The sequence below is a fragment of the Enterococcus sp. AZ062 genome, from assembly GCF_051715065.1.
GTDB classification, from domain to species: Bacteria; Bacillota; Bacilli; order Lactobacillales; family Enterococcaceae; genus Enterococcus_B; species Enterococcus_B mundtii.
In genome coordinates this window covers 1,303,497-1,326,073 of the sequence record NZ_JBIOTB010000001.1, presented here as the reverse complement: position 1 = coordinate 1,326,073, position 22,577 = coordinate 1,303,497, and the positions used below count along the sequence as shown (strand labels likewise).

General features: G+C 40.1%; 24 protein-coding genes and 1 riboswitch. Of the genes, 7 read left to right on the top strand and 17 right to left on the bottom strand.

What is annotated here, in order from left to right:
• Positions 1–11 precede the first annotated feature (11 nt).
• Genes purF through purC form a run of 5 tightly spaced genes read right to left on the bottom strand, consistent with a single transcriptional unit; the run spans position 12 to position 5,324 of the window.
• Complete coding sequence (gene purF, locus IGJ00_RS06420; protein WP_071867134.1) at positions 12–1,451, bottom strand: amidophosphoribosyltransferase; 1,440 nt, start codon at positions 1,449–1,451, stop codon at positions 12–14.
• Entirely contained in the window at positions 1,436–3,658 is a 2,223-nt protein-coding gene (purL, locus tag IGJ00_RS06415; protein WP_272017966.1) for a phosphoribosylformylglycinamidine synthase subunit PurL, read from the bottom strand. Before purL ends, purF begins: the two co-directional genes overlap by 16 nt.
• Positions 3,659–4,333 (bottom strand): phosphoribosylformylglycinamidine synthase subunit PurQ, encoded by a 675-nt coding sequence (gene purQ, locus IGJ00_RS06410; protein WP_019724081.1) that lies wholly within the window; start codon positions 4,331–4,333, stop codon positions 3,659–3,661.
• Between the two features lies 1 nt (position 4,334).
• Complete coding sequence (gene purS, locus IGJ00_RS06405) at positions 4,335–4,589, bottom strand: phosphoribosylformylglycinamidine synthase subunit PurS (RefSeq protein ID WP_074799713.1); 255 nt, start codon at positions 4,587–4,589, stop codon at positions 4,335–4,337.
• 3 nt (positions 4,590–4,592) lie between these two features.
• Positions 4,593–5,324 carry a phosphoribosylaminoimidazolesuccinocarboxamide synthase gene (purC, locus tag IGJ00_RS06400; protein WP_438844216.1) on the bottom strand — a complete coding sequence of 244 codons (732 nt, stop codon included), beginning with the start codon at positions 5,322–5,324 and terminating at the stop codon, positions 4,593–4,595.
• Between the two features lie 256 nt (positions 5,325–5,580).
• On the opposite strand from purC, the gene IGJ00_RS06395 reads away from it, so the two are divergent.
• On the top strand, positions 5,581–5,958 hold the full coding sequence (locus tag IGJ00_RS06395; RefSeq protein ID WP_071867138.1) for a hypothetical protein: 378 nt from the start codon (positions 5,581–5,583) through the stop codon (positions 5,956–5,958).
• Positions 5,959–6,100: 142 nt separating this feature from the next.
• Here the strand turns inward: IGJ00_RS06395 and purB are convergent, their stop codons facing one another.
• From purB to IGJ00_RS06350, 9 genes are all read right to left on the bottom strand, one after another.
• Entirely contained in the window at positions 6,101–7,396 is a 1,296-nt protein-coding gene (gene purB / locus IGJ00_RS06390; protein WP_074799714.1) for an adenylosuccinate lyase, read from the bottom strand.
• Positions 7,397–7,409: 13 nt separating this feature from the next.
• Positions 7,410–8,534, bottom strand: coding sequence for a 5-(carboxyamino)imidazole ribonucleotide synthase (gene purK, locus IGJ00_RS06385; protein WP_179948054.1), 1,125 nt, complete (start codon positions 8,532–8,534; stop codon positions 7,410–7,412).
• The gene (gene purE / locus IGJ00_RS06380; RefSeq protein WP_010735688.1) at positions 8,527–9,015 is read right to left on the bottom strand and encodes a 5-(carboxyamino)imidazole ribonucleotide mutase; all 489 of its coding nucleotides are present in this window, start codon (positions 9,013–9,015) and stop codon (positions 8,527–8,529) included. Before purE ends, purK begins: the two co-directional genes overlap by 8 nt.
• Before the next feature lie 441 nt (positions 9,016–9,456).
• Positions 9,457–10,761, bottom strand: coding sequence for a nucleobase:cation symporter-2 family protein (locus tag IGJ00_RS06375; protein ID WP_019723457.1), 1,305 nt, complete (start codon positions 10,759–10,761; stop codon positions 9,457–9,459).
• A gap of 2 nt (positions 10,762–10,763) precedes the next feature.
• Complete coding sequence (locus tag IGJ00_RS06370; protein WP_019723458.1) at positions 10,764–11,345, bottom strand: xanthine phosphoribosyltransferase; 582 nt, start codon at positions 11,343–11,345, stop codon at positions 10,764–10,766.
• An 85-nt stretch (positions 11,346–11,430) separates the two neighbouring features.
• Positions 11,431–11,528, bottom strand: a riboswitch (purine riboswitch).
• A 276-nt stretch (positions 11,529–11,804) separates the two neighbouring features.
• Positions 11,805–12,482 (bottom strand): hydrolase, encoded by a 678-nt coding sequence (locus tag IGJ00_RS06365; RefSeq protein WP_071867140.1) that lies wholly within the window; start codon positions 12,480–12,482, stop codon positions 11,805–11,807.
• Positions 12,483–12,506: 24 nt separating this feature from the next.
• Positions 12,507–13,121 (bottom strand): glycoside hydrolase family 73 protein, encoded by a 615-nt coding sequence (locus tag IGJ00_RS06360; RefSeq protein ID WP_071867141.1) that lies wholly within the window; start codon positions 13,119–13,121, stop codon positions 12,507–12,509.
• 9 nt (positions 13,122–13,130) lie between these two features.
• Positions 13,131–13,931: a M15 family metallopeptidase gene (locus tag IGJ00_RS06355; RefSeq protein ID WP_115357530.1), complete on the bottom strand. Its 801-nt coding sequence runs from the start codon at positions 13,929–13,931 to the stop codon at positions 13,131–13,133.
• 13 nt (positions 13,932–13,944) lie between these two features.
• Positions 13,945–14,481: a hypothetical protein gene (locus tag IGJ00_RS06350; RefSeq protein WP_074799718.1), complete on the bottom strand. Its 537-nt coding sequence runs from the start codon at positions 14,479–14,481 to the stop codon at positions 13,945–13,947.
• Between the two features lie 196 nt (positions 14,482–14,677).
• Here IGJ00_RS06350 and IGJ00_RS06345 point away from each other — a divergent pair, with 196 nt between their 5' ends.
• On the top strand, positions 14,678–15,637 hold the full coding sequence (locus tag IGJ00_RS06345) for a Gfo/Idh/MocA family protein (RefSeq protein ID WP_071867144.1): 960 nt from the start codon (positions 14,678–14,680) through the stop codon (positions 15,635–15,637).
• Positions 15,638–15,701: 64 nt separating this feature from the next.
• On the opposite strand, the gene IGJ00_RS06340 is transcribed toward IGJ00_RS06345, so the two are convergent.
• Complete coding sequence (locus IGJ00_RS06340; RefSeq protein WP_115357529.1) at positions 15,702–16,661, bottom strand: aromatic acid exporter family protein; 960 nt, start codon at positions 16,659–16,661, stop codon at positions 15,702–15,704.
• A 109-nt stretch (positions 16,662–16,770) separates the two neighbouring features.
• Between IGJ00_RS06340 and IGJ00_RS06335 the strand changes: the two genes are divergently transcribed.
• On the top strand, positions 16,771–17,367 hold the full coding sequence (locus IGJ00_RS06335; RefSeq protein ID WP_071867146.1) for an FUSC family protein: 597 nt from the start codon (positions 16,771–16,773) through the stop codon (positions 17,365–17,367).
• Positions 17,368–17,416: 49 nt separating this feature from the next.
• On the opposite strand, the gene IGJ00_RS06330 is transcribed toward IGJ00_RS06335, so the two are convergent.
• Positions 17,417–18,898 carry a flotillin family protein gene (locus tag IGJ00_RS06330; protein ID WP_438844215.1) on the bottom strand — a complete coding sequence of 494 codons (1,482 nt, stop codon included), beginning with the start codon at positions 18,896–18,898 and terminating at the stop codon, positions 17,417–17,419.
• A gap of 13 nt (positions 18,899–18,911) precedes the next feature.
• Entirely contained in the window at positions 18,912–19,436 is a 525-nt protein-coding gene (locus IGJ00_RS06325) for an NfeD family protein (RefSeq protein WP_074799721.1), read from the bottom strand.
• 126 nt (positions 19,437–19,562) lie between these two features.
• Between IGJ00_RS06325 and IGJ00_RS06320 the strand changes: the two genes are divergently transcribed.
• The 4 genes from IGJ00_RS06320 to IGJ00_RS06305 all read left to right on the top strand — a co-directional run bounded on the left by IGJ00_RS06320 (position 19,563) and on the right by IGJ00_RS06305 (position 22,522).
• Positions 19,563–20,375: a DNA/RNA non-specific endonuclease gene (locus IGJ00_RS06320; protein WP_074799722.1), complete on the top strand. Its 813-nt coding sequence runs from the start codon at positions 19,563–19,565 to the stop codon at positions 20,373–20,375.
• A gap of 9 nt (positions 20,376–20,384) precedes the next feature.
• Entirely contained in the window at positions 20,385–20,759 is a 375-nt protein-coding gene (locus tag IGJ00_RS06315) for a hypothetical protein (protein WP_074799723.1), read from the top strand.
• Positions 20,760–20,954: 195 nt separating this feature from the next.
• The gene (locus IGJ00_RS06310; protein WP_115357196.1) at positions 20,955–21,650 is read left to right on the top strand and encodes a helix-turn-helix domain-containing protein; all 696 of its coding nucleotides are present in this window, start codon (positions 20,955–20,957) and stop codon (positions 21,648–21,650) included.
• Positions 21,650–22,522, top strand: a complete 873-nt coding sequence (locus IGJ00_RS06305) for an IS3 family transposase (RefSeq protein ID WP_142433158.1) — start codon at positions 21,650–21,652, stop codon at positions 22,520–22,522. Before IGJ00_RS06310 ends, IGJ00_RS06305 begins: the two co-directional genes overlap by 1 nt.
• Positions 22,523–22,577: the final 55 nt, after the last annotated feature.

Sequence of the window (22,577 nt, the reverse complement as noted above, 5' to 3'; positions counted from 1 at the left end):
ATTTGCTCCGTTTAAAAAAATGATACTTTTTCTTTTAAAGATTCTTGGTATTTTTCTTCGTAGTCATATAGCGGTGTCGGATAATCGCCGTTGAAATAAGCCATACATAACCCTGAATAAGGGGCATCTTTTTGTAGGCCGATTGCGCCAATCAAACCTTCTTCACTCAAGAAATCCAACGAATCTGCACCGATACATTCTCTGATTTCTTCGATTGAATGATTCGCTGCGATCAGTTCTTTCCTCGTTTGGATGTCGATCCCATAAAAACATGGATATTTCAATGGTGGAGATGCAATTCGTACATGGACTTCCTTTGCTCCGGCTTCTTTTAATAGATTGACGATTCTTCGGCTTGTAGTGCCGCGAACGATCGAATCATCGACCATAATGATTTTTTTTCCTTCAACAACTCCTCGAACCGCTGAAAGTTTCATTCGCACACCTTGTTCTCTTAATTCTGGCGTTGGTTGAATGAACGTACGCGCCACGTATTGATTTTTCACCAAGCCGATCTCATAAGGGATTCCACTTGCTTCCGCATACCCACTGGCTGCTGACAACGAAGAATTCGGCACACCAACCACCATATCTGCTTCGATCGGCGCTTCAGCCGCTAAACGTCTCCCCATATTTTTGCGTGCTGTATGCACATTGATCCCTGCAATATCAGAATCCGGACGTGCAAAGTAAATATATTCCATCGAACAAATCGCCAGTTGAGTATCTGTCGTGTATTGTTCGATCGTATAGCCATCATCATTGATGATGACGATTTCTCCTGGCAAGACATCACGTACGAAGCGCGCACCGATTCCTTCCAGCGCACAGGTTTCAGAAGTAATGACATATGCGCCATTTTTCATTTGACCAATGGCTAATGGGCGAAAACCATTAGGGTCCAGTGCCGCAACCATGGCGTCTTCTGTCAGTAATAAGTAGGCAAACCCGCCTTTTACCTCAGCTAAGGCTTCCTTTAATCTGTCTAAAAATGTTTCTTCGTTACTACGACGGATCAAATGCATCAAGATCTCTGTATCTGAATTTGAATGAAAGATAGCACCATCTTTTTCTAAAGACGTCCGCAAAGAGCGAGCATTCGTCAGATTGCCGTTATGAGCCAACCCAATCGATTGATCGTAAAATTTGAATAAAAAAGGTTGGATATTATCTACACTGCCATTGCCCGCAGTAGCATAGCGAACGTGACCGATCGCTGCTTGTCCAGATAAAGCTGCTAGTTTTCTTGGATCTTTGAATACCTCCGAAAGAAGCCCAAGATCACGGTGACCATATAATTTCCCATCATCATTCGATACGATGCCAGCGCCTTCTTGCCCACGATGCTGCAAACTATGCAAGCCAAAGTAAGTGACATTGGCAGCTTGAGGATGCCCCCAAACACCGAACACTCCACATTCTTCATTAATACTTCTTACTTCATAAGACATTCGATCGCTTCCTCCCAAGACTGTTTCGCCAAAGCGACTGCCAAGTCAACACTTCCATCATTTGCTTGTATCACCAATTGTTTTTCTTCCGTTACGTGACCAAGAAGTGTCACACGCTCACCAGCTAATGTTTCAAAGGCTTGTTGGTTTTCTTTTGTTACTGATACGACAAAACGTGATTGTGATTCAGAAAACAGATGAGCAGCTGGCAGATCAACTCTCGTTAAAACACCGAAACCATTGGTGAACGCTGATTCCGCAATAGCCACCGCTAACCCACCCTCTGCACAGTCATGCGCACTTTGGATCAGTCCAGCTTTGATTGCTTCTAACACCAAGGTTTGGTTTTCTTTTTCGGTGGTTAGATCAAAATGCTCCACCATTCCTTCGATCCTGCCAAGCTGCATCTTTTGTAATTCACTGCCGTTAAAGTCTGCAAACGTCTGGCCGATCACATAGATCAAATCTCCCGCTTGTTTGAACTCTTGGGTAGTGATATGTTCGTGCGCTTCGATCAATCCGACCATACCGATCATCGGCGTTGGATAGATCGCTTGGCCATCTGTCTCGTTATATAAAGAAACATTTCCTGAGATCACGGGTGTTTCCAACATTTCACATGCTTTGGCAATCCCATCAGCTGAGTACGCTAATTCCCAGAATACTTCTGGTTTATCTGGAGAACCATAGTTCAAACAATCCGTGATCGCTAACGGTTGTCCACCACTCGCGACGATATTTCTTGCTGCTTCCGCAACAGCGATCTGACCACCAATTTCTGGATCTAGATAAATATAACGAGCATTACAATCCGTCGTCATCGCTAACGCTTTTTTCGTGCCACGAATACGTAAGACTGCGGCATCACTACCCGGAGCAACGACTGTATTCGTTTGGACACGAGAATCGTAAGTTTCATAGATCGAACGTTTTGAAGCAATCGTTGGTTGTTGCAATAAATCTAGCAACACGTTATTTGGGTCATCGATCACTGGTTGATATTGCCCTAATTCACGGAATTTTGCCATCCGTTCTGGTTCAACCATTTCTTTCTGGTAGACAGGCGCATCTTCTGCTAAGGCATCTACCGGAAGATTAGCTACTTCTTTTCCATGATGATACAAACGGTACTGACCATCATCTGTTACTTTTCCGATCGTCACCGCATCTAAATCGTATTTTTGGAATAGTTCTTGGACGCGCGCTTCTGATCCTGCCTTCACACAGATCAACATCCGTTCTTGTGATTCAGACAACATCATTTCATAAGGGGTCATCTGTGATTCACGCTGAGGTACATCGTCCAAGGTCAATACCAAACCAGAGCCTGCTTTTGAAGCCATTTCTGAACTAGATGAAACAAGTCCTGCCGCACCCATATCTTGGATACCGACAAGAATGTCTGAGTGGTCAAAAATCAATTCCAAACAAGCTTCTAACAACAATTTCTCCATAAAAGGATCGCCAACTTGGACTGCTGAACGTTGTTGTTCTTCTTCTTGACTAAATTCTTCGGAGGCAAATGTCGCACCGTGGATACCATCCCGACCTGTCTTAGCACCCACATACATGATCGAATTGCCCACACCTGATGCTTGTCCTTTTTGGATATCTTTATGGTCGATCAACCCAACACACATCGCATTGACCAATGGATTTCCTTCATAACAAGGATCAAAGGCGATCTCACCACCAACCGTTGGTACGCCGATACAATTACCATACCCTCCGATACCAGCAACAACTTCTTCTAAAAGGTATTTTGTACGAGGATTATCTAATTCACCAAAACGCAGTGAATCGAGTAGAGCAATCGGACGTGCACCCATACTGAAAATATCACGAATAATGCCCCCAACACCTGTTGCTGCGCCTTCATAAGGTTCGACTGCCGAAGGATGATTGTGGCTTTCTGCTTTAAAAACCACTGCTTGTCCGTCTCCAATGTCAACGATGCCCGCACCTTCACCAGGCCCTTGTAAGACATTCGGCCCACTTGTTGGAAATTTTCTCAAGATCGGCTTGGAATTTTTGTAAGAACAGTGTTCACTCCACATGACTGAGAACAAACCGGTCTCCGTATAATTAGGCATCCTACCTAAGATGTCTTCTTCGATCATCCGGTATTCTTCATCCGTCAGTCCCCATTGCGTATAAATCTTTTGTTCTTTGATTTCTAATGCAGTTGGCTCCATCATTGTTTTCATTTATGCAGTCACCTTTCCGAAATTCTTCAATAGCGAAGCGAAGAAACGTTTGCCATCTTCTGAGCCAAGTAATGCTTCCATTGCTCGTTCTGGGTGGGGCATCATCCCTAACACATTTCCTGCTTTGTTTGTAATCCCTGCAATGTTGGCCACACTGCCGTTGATATTTTCTCCCTCGTAGGTAAACACGATTTGGTTGTTGTCGATCAGTTCTTGAAGCGTCTCTTCGTCACAAAAATAATTGCCTTCTCCATGGGCCACCGGCAACTGGATCACCTCATTTTTGTCGTACTCTGAAGTAAAGGATGTTTGATTGTTGACTTTCAATGACGCTGACTTACAGATGAAACGCAGTGAATCATTTCTTCTTAATACGCCTGGTAACAATCCAGCCTCCGTCAACACTTGGAATCCATTACATGTACCAAAAACAGGTTTTCCTTCTTCCGCAAAACGAATCACTTCATCCATGATTGTGGAGAAACGAGCAATCGCTCCACAACGTAAGTAATCCCCGTAAGAAAATCCGCCAGGGATCAATACTCCGTCATACCCTTCAAGAGAAGATTCGTCATAACGAACATAGTCTGCTTCTGCGCCCATCACATCACGGATCGCCCAAAGCAAGTCCGCATCACAATTCGATCCAGGAAAAACAATCACGGCAAATTTCATGCTAAACTTCCTCCATTTTGTTGATTTCATAACGATACGTTTCCATATTGACATTTGCTAATAAACGATCGCAAATCGCTTCGATCGTTGCTTCTACTTCTTCTTCAATTGCAGAGACTTGGATCTCAAAATACTTTCCGATACGAATATCTTCAATGTTGTCGTAGCCTAAACGATGTACCGCATTTTTAACTGCCTCTCCTTGTGGGTCTAATACTGAGTCTTTATATGTTACGTACACTTTTACAAAATACATGATTTATTCTCCTTTATTTTCGAGTGATAATTGATTTAAACGATCGAGCACTTCTTGATAGACAGGAATGATGTTGCCAATCTTTCGCCGGTAGACATCTTTATCCATATGTTTGTTTGTAGCAATATCCCATAAGCGACAGGTATCCGGGGAAATCTCATCTGCTAATTCGATTTCTCCTATATCCGTTCGGCCAAATTCCACTTTAAAATCGACTAATTGTAAATCGATCTTTTTGAATAGTTTGATCAGCTGTTCATTGATGAGTAACGCTTGTTTTTTTAGTTCGGCGATCTCTTCTGGAGTTACTAGCTTTAAGAAAGCAATATGTGAATCATTGATGAATGGATCATCTAATTCATCTTTTTTGTAGTAAAATTCAACGATTGGTGACGGTAGCACTTGCCCTTCTTCTACTCCTAGGCGTTTTGAAAAACTTCCAGCTGAAATATTTCTGACGACCACTTCTAAGGGAATGATCGACCGTTTTTTTATCAATTGTTCGGTTTTTGACAATTTCTCAAGAAAATGATTTTTTATTCCTTGATTCGATAAGTATTCAAAAATAGCACTTGTGATTTGATTGTTCAATTCTGCTTTTCCTTGCATCTGGTCTTTCATTCCACCGTTGAGGGCAGTCACTTGGTCTAAATACTCCACCCATAAGACAGTTTCATCATTCGTGTTAAACATTCTTTTTGCTTTTCCTTCATAGAGCAAATTCTGTTTTTCCATGTCTACGACTCCTTGTTTATTAACGTTGTTTTACAAACATACATTATTTGTTCGTCTTTTCACTTTAAATTTTACCAAGGGTCAGGAATCAAATCAATACAAAAGTGTACATTTCAACCATTAAAAACACTTAATGTTCGTCTTTCGTACTTTTATTAAGAAAAGTTGTTCTTCGCTAAGAAGCGTTTACACATTTATTAATTGGTGATATAGTAGATTTAAAGAAAACAGTTAGAGGTTTCAAGGAGGTAACTAAATGGAAGATCCAAGTATGTCTGCCCAACGCTTTTTACTCGATTTATCTGTTGAAGAAAAATCACGCTTGTACAATGATCTGCTTGCTATCAAAGATGTTGATGCCTGTATGAAGGATCGAAGTTTTTATACATTTAGAAAACTTCGTCGTGCAGCAAAACGACAATCGGAGTGTCGAAAACGAACATTCCATTACTTAACCCAAAACAACCATGAACTAGTGATCAAACAAATCCATGAGCAAAAGCTATTCAAGCATCATTACCGCTTGCTCGTGACCTTCGATCAACAAGAATTTGGCTATACATTTGTTGAAACATTATTGAATCTTCTACACTCCCAACATTTCAATTTGGGTCATCAAATGGCTTATGCTTAAACCAAAAAGAACATCCCTCAGAAGTTAGTCTGAAGGATGTTCTTTTTTTCTTTCATTAAAAAAAATAGTTCTAGCTAGTGATTGTTCGTCTTTTCCTCGATCAATCGAGAAACATTGTTAACCTACATTCTTGCTGAGTAGTTTATGCTAAACCGACACGTTCAAAAATGACATCCACATTTTTCATATGGTGGTTGTAATCAAATGCTTCAGCGATTTCTTCTGGTGTCAAAACAGAAGTGATCGCTTCGTCTTCTTCAAGTAACGGACGGAAGGACACTTGGTTATCCCAAGCATACGCTGTCTTAGGTTGAACAAGATCATAGGCTTCTTCTCTTGTCATCCCTTTATCGATCAATTTCAACATAACGCGTTGGCTATAGATCAAGCCAAATGTCGCATCCATGTTACGTTTCATGTTTTCTGGGAATACCGTTAGATTTTTAACGATATTGCCGAAGCGGTTCAACATGTAATCAAGTAGAATCGTTGTATCAGGCAGAATGATCCGTTCTGCAGAAGAATGGGAGATATCTCTTTCGTGCCATAATGAAACATTTTCATAAGCGGTAATCATATGCCCACGGATCACTCGCGCTAAGCCAGCCATATTTTCTGAACCGATCGGATTGCGTTTATGTGGCATAGCAGATGAGCCTTTTTGTCCTTTGGCAAAAAATTCTTCGACTTCTCGTGTTTCAGATTTTTGAAGTCCACGAATCTCAGTCGCAAAGCGTTCGATACTGGTCGCAATCAATGACATCGTCGCAAAATATTCGGCATGTAGATCACGTGGTAAGACTTGCGTGGATACTTCTTGCGGACGGATGCCTAATTTTTCACACACGTATTCTTCAATGAACGGAGGGATATTCGCAAACGTACCAACAGCACCGGAGATTTTTCCTGCTTCTACGCCTTTTGCTGCATGTTCAAAACGTTCGATGTTTCGTTTCATTTCAGAATACCAAGTAGCTAATTTTAGGCCGAAAGTCGTTGGCTCAGCATGCACACCATGCGTGCGTCCCATCATGACTGTATACTTATGCTCTTTGGCTTTTTCACCAATGATCGCTGTGAAACGTTTCAAATCTTCGCGCAAAATGTCATTTGCTTGTTTGATTTGGTAACCATAAGCTGTATCAACCACATCTGTACTTGTTAATCCATAATGGACCCATTTACTTTCGTCGCCAAGTGTTTCCGAAACTGCTCGAGTAAAAGCAACGACATCGTGGCGTGTCGCTTGCTCGATCTCTAAAATACGAGCGATATCAAAAGACGCGTGTTCACGGATTTTCACTACATCTTCTTTAGGTATTTCTCCTAATTCTGCCCAAGCTTCATCAGCAAGTATTTCAACTTCTAACCATGCTTGATATTTATTTTGCTCTGTCCAAATATTGCCCATTTCAGGTCGTGTATAACGTTCTAACATCAACTATTCTCCTTTAATCCCAAATATTCGTTTTTTCGATTTCTTTCAATGTCGACTCGATATCTTCTGTCAAAATCGTGATGTGCCCCATCTTACGACCTTTTTTCGCTTGTTTCTTGCCATAGAAATGAAATTTCCAATCTTGTTTTTTCGCAATCAGATTGTAACTTTCTAAGAGTTGTTCACCTAGAACGTTGACCATGACTGCATCACTTAACAATGGGACTTTTTTAGGTAAAGGCCAACCGCAAATCCCACGGATATGCGCATCAAATTGTGTCATTCCGCATGCTTCTAAGGTGTAATGGCCTGAATTGTGTGGACGTGGTGCCAATTCATTCACATACAATCCACCAGTCTTCGTCAAGAACATTTCGACGCCCAGTACACCGGACAAACTCACTGCTTCAGCAATCACTTTAGCAATTCTTTCTGCCTCTTCGATCACATCCGCTGAAACAGTTGCTGGCGCAATCGTTTCATGGAGAATATTATTACGGTGGATATTTTCAACAACTGGGAATGTCGTATATTGCCCTTGCCCATTGCCTGCGACCATGATCGATAGTTCTTTTTCAAATGGGATCCAAGCTTCTAATACGCAAGTTCCTTCTCTTAAAAGATCCATCGCAGGAGCTAAGTCTGCTCGACTCTTCAGTACATATTGCCCCTTACCGTCATACCCGCCTCGAGTTGTTTTCAAGACACAAGGATAACCGATACCATCGATTGCATCTTGGATATCTGTAGGACTGACGATCGTTGCATGTGGAGCGATCACGATGTTATTTGTTTCTAAAAATGATTTCTCTAGTAGACGATCTTGCGTGATTGCCAATAAATCTGTTCCTTGAGGAATAAATGACATCGGCAAAATCGCATTCAGTGCTTCCACACTCACATTCTCAAATTCGTAGGTGATGACCTCAGTTCGTCTTGCAAGTTCTTCTAAAGCAAACGTATCATCGTAGGAACTTTCAATGTGCCAGTCCGCTACTTGAGCAGCCGGGCAATCATTCATCGGATCAAGTACACCGACTTTGAAGCCCATTTCTTTTGCACTGATCGCCATCATGCGACCTAACTGTCCACCACCGACGATTCCGATCGTCGAGCCTGGTAATAATGGTTTAACCAAGTTGATCACTACTTTCTATTACAGATTCAACCGACATTGCGCGTCGTTTCGCTAATGCAGCCTCCAACTCTAAATCATACATTGAAAGCATCTGTATCGCAAGTAGACCAGCATTAATTGCGCCTGCTTTTCCAATCGCTGTCGTCGCCACAGGCACGCCGCCTGGCATTTGGACAATGGATAGCAAAGAATCCAATCCGTTCAATGTTCGGCTTTGAACAGGAACACCAATAACCGGTAATGTCGTCTTTGCAGCAACCATCCCTGGTAAATGAGCTGCTCCTCCCGCACCTGCAATAATCACTTTTATACCTTTTTCTCGAGCTTCTTCTGCATATGAAAACATCAAATCTGGTGTTCGATGTGCTGAAACTACTTTCTTTTCAAAAGAAACGCCAAATTCTTCAATGATCTCACACGCATGTTTCATTGTTTCCCAATCCGAGATACTCCCCATTATTACAGAAATTTTTGCAGCCATTCGTTTCTCCTCTCGATTCGTATTCACTTATATTTTATCAATCGCCCCTCTGTAAATCAAGATAAATTCGAATGAAAAATAGATAAAAAGGTTTATTGTTCGTCTTTAACAAATTGACTTTTACTTGTTGAAATCAAGTTTTTCTGATCCAAATCATTTGTTTTTTTTTAAGGATATCACACTTTTTCTTCATGTATCCAAAAGTAGGGAGAATCTGTTCATGACTATGCTACAAATAAAAAATTCGTCTGGGTCATTCGTCTTCTCGCACCACCTAAAACCAAACAAAAGGCAGGAACAAAAGTAATCTTTTCGAAAATAAGGCACCATCCACAAAAATTTGAAAAACAAATCTCGTGGATGGTGCCTTATTTCTGTAAGCTAAAAAAGTCTCTACCCTATTAAGTTACTAGCTATGATTTATAGAAGTGATCTATATTATTACTTCAATGCTTCTTTAATGATTCTCTCGTCTTGTTTTAGTCCGTTAAAAACTAAGTTCAAAACAATTGCTGTGATACTGCTCATAACGATCCCGTTTCCTGTGAACATTTGAACTGTTTCAGGTAACTGGCTGAATAATTCGGGCATCAGATTGAAGCCTAAACCAAAACCAATCGACACTGCAGCAATCAATAAATTTTTGTCATTTGTAAAATCTACTTCTAACAACATCCGGATTCCCTGGATCGCCACCATTCCAAACATGACCAACATCCCGCCACCAAGAACTGGTTCAGGTATGATTTGAGCCACTGCGCCGATTTTAGGGAATAAACCCAAGATGATCAAAAAGAAAGCGGAAAAGTAAATTGGTTTTCTTGTTTTGATTCCTGAAAGTTGTACCAATCCGACATTTTGTGAAAAGCCTGTATAAGGAAATGTGTTAAAAATACCACCTAAGATGACGGCTAACCCTTCTGCTCGATAGCCTTTTTTCAGTTGCTCTTCTCCAACTTTTTTTCCAGTGATATCTCCTAAGGCAAAATAGACGCCTGTTGATTCTACCATGCTTACCATCGAAATGATGATCATCAATAAGATCGACCAGATTTCAAATGTCGGTTTACCAAAGTAAAAAGGTTGCGGCACGTGAAAAACAGGGGCTTGTCCAATTGCTCCTAAATCGATTCTACCTAAAAAGGCAGCTAAGATACTTCCACCGATCAAACCGATCAATACCGCAATCGATCGAATGAACCCTTTGCCTAATAATTGCACACCAACGATCAGTAGGATCGTGACAAACGCTAATAGTAAATTCGTCAAATCACCAAAACCTGGAGCAGTTGCACTGCCACCACCCATTTTTTCGATAGCTACTGGAATCAACGTCAAGCCAATCACTGTGATCACTGTTCCAGTAACAATCGGTGGAAATAGCTTTTTGATCTTTGAAAAGAAACCAGCAACTAGCACAACAAAAATCCCTGATGCGATGATCGAGCCATAGATTGCACCGACACCTTCTGTACTACCAATCAAAATCAACGGGGCAACTGCTTGGATCGCACAACCTAAAACAACTGGTAAACCGATCCCGAAAAACCGGTTGACAGTCAACTGCAAGAGCGTTGCTAATCCACACATGAAAATATCGATTGAGATCAGATAAGTCATTTGTTCTTGATTAAATCCTAAACCCGTACCGATCAATAACGGTACAGCGACTGCTCCCGCATACATCGCTAATAAATGCTGTAACCCTAAGACAGCTGCTTTTCCATTTTGTGTTTCTTTCTCCACGCTTACGCATCCTCCTCAAGAAAATCTACTTGACCATCAGAAAGTGATGCAACGCGGGCAAGTGAGACCACTTTTAAGCCCATTTCTTCAAGAAGTTGACGACCGTCTTGGAAGGATTTTTCAATGACGATCCCGATTCCCTCAACACTCGCGCCTGCTTGTTGACACAATTCGATCAACCCTTTTGCTGCTTGACCATTGGCTAAAAAGTCATCAATAATCAGTACTTTATCTTCAGAAGACAAGAATTTACGAGAAATCGATATCGTGCTTGTTACTTGTTTTGTAAATGAATAAACGGATGCCGTCAATAATTCTTCATCCATCGTCAAACTTTTGGCTTTCCTTGCAAAGATCATCGGTACACCGAGCTCTTTGGCCGCAAATAAAGCGGGGGCGATGCCAGAAGCTTCAATCGTCACCACTTTAGTGATTCCTTGTTCTTTAAATACTTCCGCAAAACGTTGGCCCATTTGTTCCATCAAAACTGGATCTACCTGATGGGTAACAAAACTATCTACTTTCAACACGCCTTCACCCAAGACTTGTCCATCTTTATTGATACGTTCAACTAATTCTCTCACTTTATTTACTCCTTTTCTTGCTAAATTCATGCCACTCAACATAGAAAAAAACATCTCTACTGCTCATATATAAGCAAAAAAGATGTCTCACTACTTTTTCACTTATAGTCCAACATTTACGGTGCTGGCTAGAAACTGTCATCCTTATTATGACGATATATAAGTTGTTCGATATTCGATTGATAAATGATATTTTTAGAAACAAAATAGTTTAATTTTTAAACGATGAAAACAGTCTAACACTTGTTTCTGAAACTTACAACTATATTTCTTGTTTTTCTCATGAAGGATTTATCTTTGGATTATTCTTGATAAACCTCATGGTTTCATCCTAGCAAACAAAATAGTATTTATGAAATAAAGCAACCTATCCCATAAAGGAAAAGGTTGCTAAAGCCAAGATTGTATCGGTAACTATTATCTATGGTTGGTTGAATGATATTTATTTTCGTTTGGTACTCAATTTGTTTTCTCGATTTTTCGATACTTGTCCATTTTGCGGCTGAATAACTCTCCGCTACTAGGTGGTGTGTAGGTGATCGCATTGGCGCCAGCTTCAATCGTTTCTTTGATGCTTTCTTCCGTGGGACCTCCAGTCGCAATAATCGGTAATTCTGGATACTTTGCTCGGAAAAAGCGAACAGTATCTGCTGTATCTTTTCCCGCACTGATATTGATGATCGTAATGCCTGCTGCCAATTTCTCGTCGATTTCCGAGTATTTAGACGTGACTGTACTGATTACCGGTATATCAACCACTTGACAGACATCATGGACAGTCTCTACTGGTGTTGGACCATTCAAGACTACGCCTAATGATCCTTGTGCTTCTGCAAAAAGGCTCATATATGCCGAACGCATCCCCTGTGTCAAGCCACCGCCGACACCTGAAAACACAGGGATATCCGCTGCTTCAATGATGCTTTTCGTAATTGCCGGATGGGGTGTAAAAGGATAAACTGCGATCACCGCATTTGCATTGGTGTTTCTGATGATCGCAATATCCGTGGTGAAGATAATCGAACGTATCAACTTGCCAAAAATTTTAATACCACTTGCTTCCATAATGACCTCTGGGACTCTCACGATATCCTTACGTAATTCTGTCATTATTTCTGGAACAAATAAATCTGCCATCCGTCCACTTCCGTTCTTTTCTGATTATTGATCGTATTGATTTAACTGGTAAGTTTCAATCACATGTATGATTTTATCAGCATATGTCGGATCTGTCGCATATCCTGCCGCCTGTAACGCATGAGCTGCTTCAATATAATTGGTCGCAGTGATCACATTCGCATACAATGCAGGATTCCAATCGACACCATTGACAAATAAAGCCGTGTGGTCATCCATTGATTGTTCCCACGAAGAATAGACTCGAAAGTCTCCTTGGATGGTGATCCATTCTTCATTGATATATTCTTTTGTTTCCAGATTGACTTTTTCTTCGTTCCCGAACGCTTTGATTCCAAACAAGTTCTTATATTTACTGGCAAGCGTACTATTGCCCCAATCAGATTCAAGGATGGCTTGCCCAATAATGATACTTGGCAAAACGCCATAGCCTTGTTGTAGTTCTTTCGCATGTGGAACTAATGCGTTGATAAATTCCTGATGAGTCAGTGTTTCTTGTTGCTGTGCTTCCGTAGAGTAGGGCGATGACAAACTTCTCAAAGAAAAAACAAAAGCCATCATGATCAACATACTCCCTAAAACTACAGCAAACCAGCGATTATTTTTACGCCTTTGTTTTTTCCATTTATTTTTTGCCATCTCTTATTCCTACTTTTCTTTTAGTTGGTCCAAGTACTCCTCCATCGTTAAATCGTTTGATGTGATATATTCTGCACTTTCTTTGCCTACATAACGTAAGTGCCAAGGTTCATAAGTGATTTTTGTAATATCTTCTCGACCTTTTGGGTAACGGATAATAAAGCCATATTTAGAGGCATTGTCCGCAAGCCATTTCGCACCTGGTTCGTCACCATATTTTTCATCCAATACAGTATTGGGATAATTGTTATACCATGTTTCATCGACCACATCCACAGCTAAACCTGTATGGTGTTCACTGTAACCCGGTTCTGTCATAGTTTTTTTCGTAATCGCGGTCGCCTCTTCTTCAGTGACTCCCTGACTACTCATCACCTGTTGGACATTTTGAACGAACACCTCTTGTTGTGTCGCAACGGAGCGGTAAGCCGATACCATAACTAAAGGAAAGCCCGCAGCTTTAGCTGCGTTAGCCAGTTCTTCATAATCAGCCTTAATACGTTTGTCGATCAAATAGCCATTATCTAGCGCAGCCAATTGGTTAGCTTCATCGATTTCTGTCTCGATTTTGTGATCAGGTCCTACCAATACCAGCGACCAATCATCCAACTTAACATCTGGCAAATCACTAGAGGTTGGTTTTTTTGTTGCTTTTTCTGTACTTTCTTCTGTCGCACTCGTCGTGTTTGTTTGTTCTGTCTTTGAATTATCAGCTTGAGCTTTCGTATCCGTCCGACTCTCACTAACAACCAGATAGCCCATCGCAACAATCATGATCACGACTGAGATAACGCCTAAAATTTTATTCACGTAAAAAATCCTTTCATTCCCTTTCTGGTTCCACTTTCTCACTCACGTAAGTTTCTTCCAGACTTTCATTTACCCAATCTAACAACTCGATTTTCTCCCCTTCGATTTGCTTTTGAACTTCTGCTGGTAATCGAAAGTTCAAAATGTCATCATAACCCCACTCATCATATTGAATACTGACTTTCAAGTCAAGATATCCATTGACAATTTGATCATTTTTTAAAGGGAGCAACTCTACATTCGCACTGCCACTACTTACCCATTTCTGAGCAATACGTGTTTTGATTTGCTTATATTCGGCTACTGCAACGTTTCTTTTTTCAGGGAAAATAATGGTTTGACGTAGAATTTTTTGCGTTAACATCCATTCATAGTCCGTAAAAAGATTTTTCACTTTTTGCATGGCCTCGGATGGTAAGTTTTGTTCACCACGCTTCCAAGCTTGCCAAGTTGTTTCATCCACCAATAGATAAGTATCTAAGAAATTTTCTTCTGTTTCAAATTGTTCGAGTAAAACACTCATAATAAGATCAACGTATACTTGATGCATCGCAATCTCCTCCTCCTAATTATTTTACTTAAATTAAATGAAAAAATCATCTATTAGAACATTTCTTTCACCTTTTTTTAGAAAGCAGTTCTTCAAACGAATCGAATATCTTTTTTTTGATATAATAATAGCGAAACTAAGAGTATTCTACTAAATACCCTCACACTAAATATACCACGTCAAGGAGAGATGAAAAATGAAAAAATACCAATGGGGCATTGTCGGTCTAGGATCGATTGCTAACGAATTTGCAGAAAACTTCGATCAAACATCAAGTGAATTGGTTGCTGTTGCATCACGAACTTTGGAAAAAGCACAGGATTTTGCTACACGCCATTCTATCAAAAAAGCGTATGGCGATTATCATGATATGTTGCAAGATGCTGAAGTTGATATCGTGTATATCGCCGTTCCGAATCGTCAACATATCGACTACATTCTTCCTGCCTTGGAAGCTGGGAAACATGTCTTATGCGAAAAAGCCATCACGATGAATAAGGCAGAACTTCAACAAGCCATCCAATTAGCGGAACAAAAAGAGCTGATCTTGGCAGAAGCGATGACGATTTTCAACATGCCTTTGTATCATCAACTTCGTTCAATGATCGATTCAGGCAAGTTAGGTGCATTAAAGATGATCCAAGCACCTTTTGGCAGTTACAAAGAACCTGATCCGACCAATCGCTTCTTCAACCCTGATTTAGCAGGTGGGGCATTACTTGATATTGGAACCTATGCTGTTTCATTTGCTCGATTCTTTTTGAGCTCACAACCAGAAGTCATCGCCTCTCGTATGATTCCATTTAAAACAGGTGTTGATGAACAATCTGTAACGATCTTGCAAAATAAAGAAAATGAACTAGCTACGATCAGCCTGACCTTCCAAGCAAAAATGCCAAAAGTCGGAATCGTTGCTTTTGAAAATGGGTATATCTCAATCAATGATTATCCTAGAGCTGACCAAGCAGAGATCATTTATACTGATGGTACAAAAGAACTGATTGAAAGTGGCCATCGTGCGCAAGCAATGAATTATGAAATTGAAAATATGGTAAAAATGATCGAAGGAGAACTGCCAAACCGTTCCCTGTATTTAACCACCGAAGTGATTGCACTTTTAGATGATATGCAAGAGCATTGGAAGAGTAACAGATAAACAGAATAAGAATAAGACGAAGCAGAGGATGGTCACCTCATCGCTTCGTCTTATTTATTCACCTTTACGCATCCACTATCATCTGCTGAGAAAATTCTACTTTTATTTCAATAAAACTTTTGAATGACTGTAAAAACTGAAACAATTCCGCACGATCCTCAAATTCACTTCGCGTAGTCGGCAATGGCATTTGACGATACATTCCATAGACCTCTTCGATCCTTGTCAATATTTCTTTGCCATCATTTGATTCAGAAAATGTCTCAGCTGTATAGATCAACAAGCCGTATATATGGTCGCTATAAGGCACTGGGTCCTGGATATAAGCTAAATTTTCTTGCATATCTTGGATCACATTGATCTGAGCCCGTCGCATAGAAAAATAGGTTTCATAATATTGATTTTGTCTAAGCAAGTTATTCTCTTGGTGATTCCGTGCATATGCCTGGCTTTCTCGAATATAAACTTGTAATTCTTTGCATAACCCTTGATTTTCGTAAGCTTCGCCAGAAAGCAAAAAGTCTGCCATGTTCTTCAAAAGAAGACGAAACCGCTCTTCGATGATCACTTGATTTTCCTTTAAACGTTTTTTACTATCTGGCATGTAGACATTAGATAACAAAGCAAAGCCTACACCAATGATCATCAAGGCTGCTTCGTTTGTGATCAATTGCCAACTCATACTTTGTTCACTAAGATAATGAGTGATCAAGACTGAGTTTACAACGATTCCTTCTGTCAATTTGAACCGCACGGCGATTGGAATAAAAAATAATAGAAAGATACTGAAACTGATGATTCGATAGCCCAAAAGTGTAAAACACATAAAGGCAATAAGTGTAGCGACAATAAATGCAGCGATTCGATAGATCCCAGTCATCAAGGTGGAGCGACGAGTATTCCCGACACTTAACAACGCAATAATACCGGCAGATGGCCAGAACAATAAGGAAAAGTAGTTTGCAACCAACATGGAAGCAAATACACTGATGACCGTTTTTACCGTTCTCATTCCAATACGCATGATCGGCTCCTTTCTTTTTATTGAATTATACTAAATTCGTTCATGAAAAACTAGCAATCCATGGTAAGTTTAGTTATGATATTGTAAAGAACGTAAAGGAGAGTATACTATGCAATTTGGACGCTTTCGACTTGGTATGCGTACAATGAAGAGTGCTTTAGCCGTTTTCTTATGTATTTTGATCTTTCATCTCTTTGATCGTGGCATTCCAATGATTGCTGCCCTATCTGCTGTTTTTTCCTTGCGCCAAGATTTGACTACGACCTTTTCTTTTGGTCGCTCGCGTATTATTGGCAATCTACTTGGTGGCGGATTAGGTATTTTCTATTTTTTTGTAAAAAGTTACTTCCACAATGATTTTTTAGTTGAACTGATCGTTCTCCCACTTTTAGTGATCATTGTGATTGTCTTATCTGACGGTATCAATAATAATTCTGGGATCATAGCTGCTATTGCAACATTATTGCTGATCTCTTTAAGTATCCCTCAAGGAGAGTCAGCCTTCTATGCGATTGAGCGGGTTTTCGATACATTTATCGGGACATTTATTGCTATCGGTATCAATTTTTGCTTGCGTCCGCCAGAAGTTGAAAAAAAAGAAGAGATTGTCGAGGACTTAGAAGAATTAAGAAAAAAAGAGCAGGCTTTACTTGAAAATCTGGAAGAAGTAAAGGCACAGATCCGTGAGCAAAATGAAAATAAATAGAGAACCAATAAAAGACTCAAAGGACATGATCCTTTGAGTCTTTCTTAAGTTATTCTTTCGGTTCATTTGTTCCTTCGTAGACATTCAATTGTCTAGAATTTCCACGAGTGGAAAGATTCTCAATGATATCTTTGATGTCCAATCCAGTTGTTTCTTTCAACGTTTCTTGTGTCGTCGACAACAAGTTTGTCGCATAGCTTGTCACTCGATTGGCGCCACCTGCCTCACCTGAGGAATTACCTGTGTCAACAACAGAGATTTTTTCGATATTGCCTAGCGGTTGTGCCGCTTCACTCATCAGTTGAGGCAACATTTCGATCACCATGCTAAGCACAGCGGCTTCTCCGTATTCTTTGAACGCATCTGCAATTTTTTGTTTTGCTTCTGCTTCCGCTTTCCCTTTTGCTAAGGTGGCTTCTGCCTCGGCTTGTCCAGCTAAACGAGTTTGGTTGGCTTGGGCTTGGGCTAAGGCTTCGATTCTAAATTGTTCTGCTTCTGCCTCAGTCACTTCTTTGACTTTTTGCGCTTGGGCTTCTTGTTCTTTGGCGTAACGATCCGCATCGGCTTTTTTCTTCACTTCAGAATCGTATTGTTTTTCACGACGAATGATTTCTTTTTCTTCTAATTCGATTTGTTTTTGACGTTCGACGACTTTTACTTGCATCTCTTGTTCGATTACTTGTTGTTGTTCTCTGGCACTTTCTAAATTATACGCTTGGTCAGCTTTTGCTCGTGCCACATCTTGTTCCTGTTTATAGGCAGCTAATTTCAATTCTTTTTCTTTTAAAGATTCGGCGATCTCTGTTTGGCGTTGTAATTCTGCGGCTTGAGATTCTTTCTCTGCTTCCGCTTTTTTGATACGCGTTTCTTTAAGTGCTTCTGCTTCTGCAATATCTGCATCACGTTTGACTTGAGCAATCCGTGGTTTCCCTAAAGAATCCAAATAACCATTTTTATCACGGACTTCTTTGATCGTGAACGAAACAATGATCAATCCCATTTTTGCTAGATCCACCGAAGCAACTTCTTGCACACTTTGGCTGAATTTGTCACGATTCTGGTAAATTTCTTCTACTGTCATCGAACCTAGGATCGACCGCAAATGACCTTCTAATACTTCACGTGCTTCATTTTCAAGTTCTTCTCGCGTTTTTCCTAGAAATTGTTCCGCTGCTGTCGCAATTTCTTCGACAGAAGAACCGATCTTGATGATCGAAGTACCATCACACATCACCGGCACGCCCTGCTCTGTATAAACTTCTGGGGTAGATACGTCTAATTTACTTGATAATAAACTGATACGATTCGAACGTTGGAAAACTGGTAGTACGAATGCACCTCCACCGCGGACGATTTTGATTTTATTGTTACTCTCGTCGGCATGGACATTTTTACTTCCTAAGTAACTACCACTAATGATCAATGCTTCGTCAGGCTTTGCCGTTTGGTACTTAGCAACAAAGACGATCAATAACATTAAAACGATCAACACTGCTAAAACAATTGCAACAAACACTCCAGATATTTCCATTTCTTCCACTCCTTTACATTTTCAACATACTTTCGTACGGTGTAACATAACAAACACGGTCTCTTACTTCAATGATCAAAACTTTTTCGCCACGTCCGATCATTTTCTCTTGGGGCGTATAAAAACAAGCAGGGCGACTGATTGAACCAGTAACACTTTTTAATTGGATTTCTCCCATTCCTTGGATCGGTATCGGGGTCACGACTGTCGCGATTTGACCTTCTAATGTTTTTTCAGAAGTTGATAGCGTCGATTCTGCGTGCTTCATCGGCATCAAGATATAAAAATTCAACAAAAAAACTAAAACGGTTGCAATAATCGCGCTGATCACGAAAATCACTAACGAGGACTGTTCGGTCAAGGATTCACCTAAATAACCTAATAAACTGGTAAAAGTCAACCAGGGAACGATCAGCATCGGATCAATAGGTCCATCGAAATCAAAGACATCTCCAAAAATAACAAGTAACACTGCAACCCCAGCGCATATGAGTAAAACGTACCAGTAAATCGTGATGATTGCGATTCCTCCTATCATCTCATTCGCCTCCTTTGTGTACAAGATTATCATATCATACTAACCTATATAATTAACCTACTTTGGATAAAGTTTTCACTTTTAGTCCGCTTGGTTTTGGATTATACTAACAAAGGAGGTGAACGAATGAAAAATTTAAAAAAACTATGGGGTACATTGATCTCTATAGTTGTTTTTGGCGCAATTGGCTTTATCGGAATGGATCTAGTGAATGTAGAACAACCGATCTCAAGGGATTACAGTGAATCTAGTTATACTGCTTCAATCGATAGTGAACCGGAAGTTTCTACTGACCAACAATCAAACATGCGTACATATAGTATGGAATCTTCTGATAAACCAGTCGAAAGTACAAGCAAAAGTGAAGCTACTACCACAAGTAGTATACCTGACTCATCTGAACCAAGAAACAACGGCTTACCCCAAGAAGAAGACTTAGCACCGACTGGAAACAATCCTGGGCCACAAGAATTAGGAACAGCTTCCTTTGATTTGGCTGAACTCTCAACAAACAAAGGTTGGATCGAGTATCATGAACTTGATCGATTAGGACGCCCCACTGGTGCGGATGCCTTATTGGAAAAATCAATGATCAATACAGGAACCAGCGCAAACCGTGACATCCGTCCTCCTGGATTTATTTCTGGACCCAGATATGATCATTCTCGCGGACATCTGATCGCTAAACAGTTCGGCGGTAGTGGCGACGACGAAAGAAATCTAGTTACTTTGTTTCAATTTCCAGTCAACGATCCTTACATGAACTACTATGAACTAAAAATCCGTAAGGCGTTGAATCATGGTGAAACTGTACGCTATCGTGTTACTCCACATTATGTTGGCGATGAACTCATCCCTGAAAGTGTCGAGTTAGAGGCAAAAGGAACAGGCAATAATCCAACGATTGATTTTACGGTATTGATACCAAATAAAAAGTAGGTGAAACGATTGTTTGAACAATTGAAGCAACATCGTACATTAGAAGAAACACTCGCATGGCTGGAAGAAAACGAGCTGTTCGATTATGAGGAACTTGTGTTTTTCCCTTCTTACCAACATTTCAAAGCTAGTATTCTGCGAACAATCGATTATACCTCACTGGATGAAGCGGATGTTGCGAATCTCCTTTCATCCTTGCACTTGGTTGCTCGCACGATCGATGGTGATTATCTCTTAGCAAATGAAAAAACGGTTTGTTTGTTTCCCCGCTCTCACCAAAAAGAAGAAATCCAGCGATTTAATGGGAGTTTAGCCGATCTACTAATAAGATACGCAAACTCTTCGAAACCAATTGTCGAATTTTTCAACTTTTCTACTAACTAAGGTTGCTCGCATTAACAATGACAGACTGGGGCTTATATTTGAACATTTAACAAAAAAACGTATCGCGCATGTTTAGGTTTATGAAACAAAATATCGTACAAAAAAACGTCCGAAATGATCATTCTGATATGCTCCCTATAAAGTAGACAAGGAAAAAAACAAAATTCCAAATCTACTTTATAAGGAGTTTTTTGTATGTCTAAGAGAAGTCCATATTCTCCAAAAGAAAAATATCAGATCATTTCAGAGGTGATGGGTGGTCGTTGTAGCGTAAACAGTATCACGAAGAAATATTCTCTTTCCAATGGGACGATAGAAAGTTGGATTCATAAATATAACGAGGAGGGGCTCGAGGGGTTAAAAGAGGCGAAAACCTGGAAGCGGTATGATCGTGAACAAAAACAGAAAGCCATTCTAGCTGTCCTCAATAAAGAGATGTCTCTTCGTCAGGCAACGCTATTATTTCAAATATCTTCACACTCCGTTTTAAGAAAATGGATTTCAAGTTATACTAAGGGGGAAACACTAAAATTTACAAGTAAAGGCAGTGTACCCAAAACCATGACAAAAGGACGTAAAACCACTTATCAAGAGCGTATCGAGATCGCTCAATACACCATCGCTAATGAGCTGAATTACGCTCAGTCGATTGAAAAATACGATATTTCCTATCAACAAGTGTATTCTTGGGTAAAAAAATACCAACAATATGGAGAAGAAGCGTTAAAAGACAATCGTGGTCGAAACAGATCAAGCGAGTTCTTAACCGAAGAAGAACGGCTGAAATTACGAGTAAAAGAGTTAGAAGCTCGAAACAAGCATTTAGAAATGGAGAATGATTTCGTAAAAAAGTTACAGGAAGTTCGGCGGCGAAACCATCCCTCACGTTAGTGAGGAACGTTGAACTCTACCAAACGAGTTCTTCTCTTCATGAAGAGAAGAACTATTCAATCACTCAGCTCTGTCAGTTAGCAGGGATTGCCCGCTCTTCCTACTATAAATGGGTGAAATGGCAACCTTCCAAAAAGGAAATGGCCAACCGAAAGTTGGCGAAAGAGATTAAGAAGAAATATGACAGCAAAAAAGGAGCAATTGGTTATCGGCAAATTCGAATGCAGATTAACAGAAAACTAAAGAAACAGTATTCTCGAAATCGTTATTATCGATTAATGAAAGCCATTGGTATCAAAGCAGTCATCAAAAAAAAGCGTCCCACTTATATAAAATCGATGGAAGCACATGTTGCAGAAAATGTATTAAACCGTAAATTTGTCGCTAAAAAGCCCAATCAGAAATGGTGTACAGACGTGACTGAATTGCGCTATGGAAATGGTAGAAAAGCCTATTTAAGTGCAATCATCGATCTCTATGATCATTCGATTGTCTCTTGGGAGCTAGGTCATTCAAACAATAATTTACTTGTCATGAATACGATAAAAAAAGCAATGGATAAGAACTCTGGAGTAAGACCATTACTTCATAGTGATCGTGGGTTTCAATACACGTCTTATGACTATAAGAAACTTGAAACAACATATAAGTTCACCAAAAGTATGTCCCGAGTGGGGCGTTGTCTAGATAATCAACCGATTGAACATTTTTGGGGAACCTTTAAAGAAGAAAAATTTTATCAAGAAAGCTACCAGAATTTTGAGGACTTAAAGAAATCTGTAGGTGAATATATGCGGTATTATAATAACTACCGCTATTCGGAAGCCTTGGATGAGCTTTCGCCGAATGAGTTTAGAAAGCAAGCTGCATGAAAACAGGAATCGAGTGACTCGATCCCTGTTTTCATACCATTTTTGTTTTTTTACT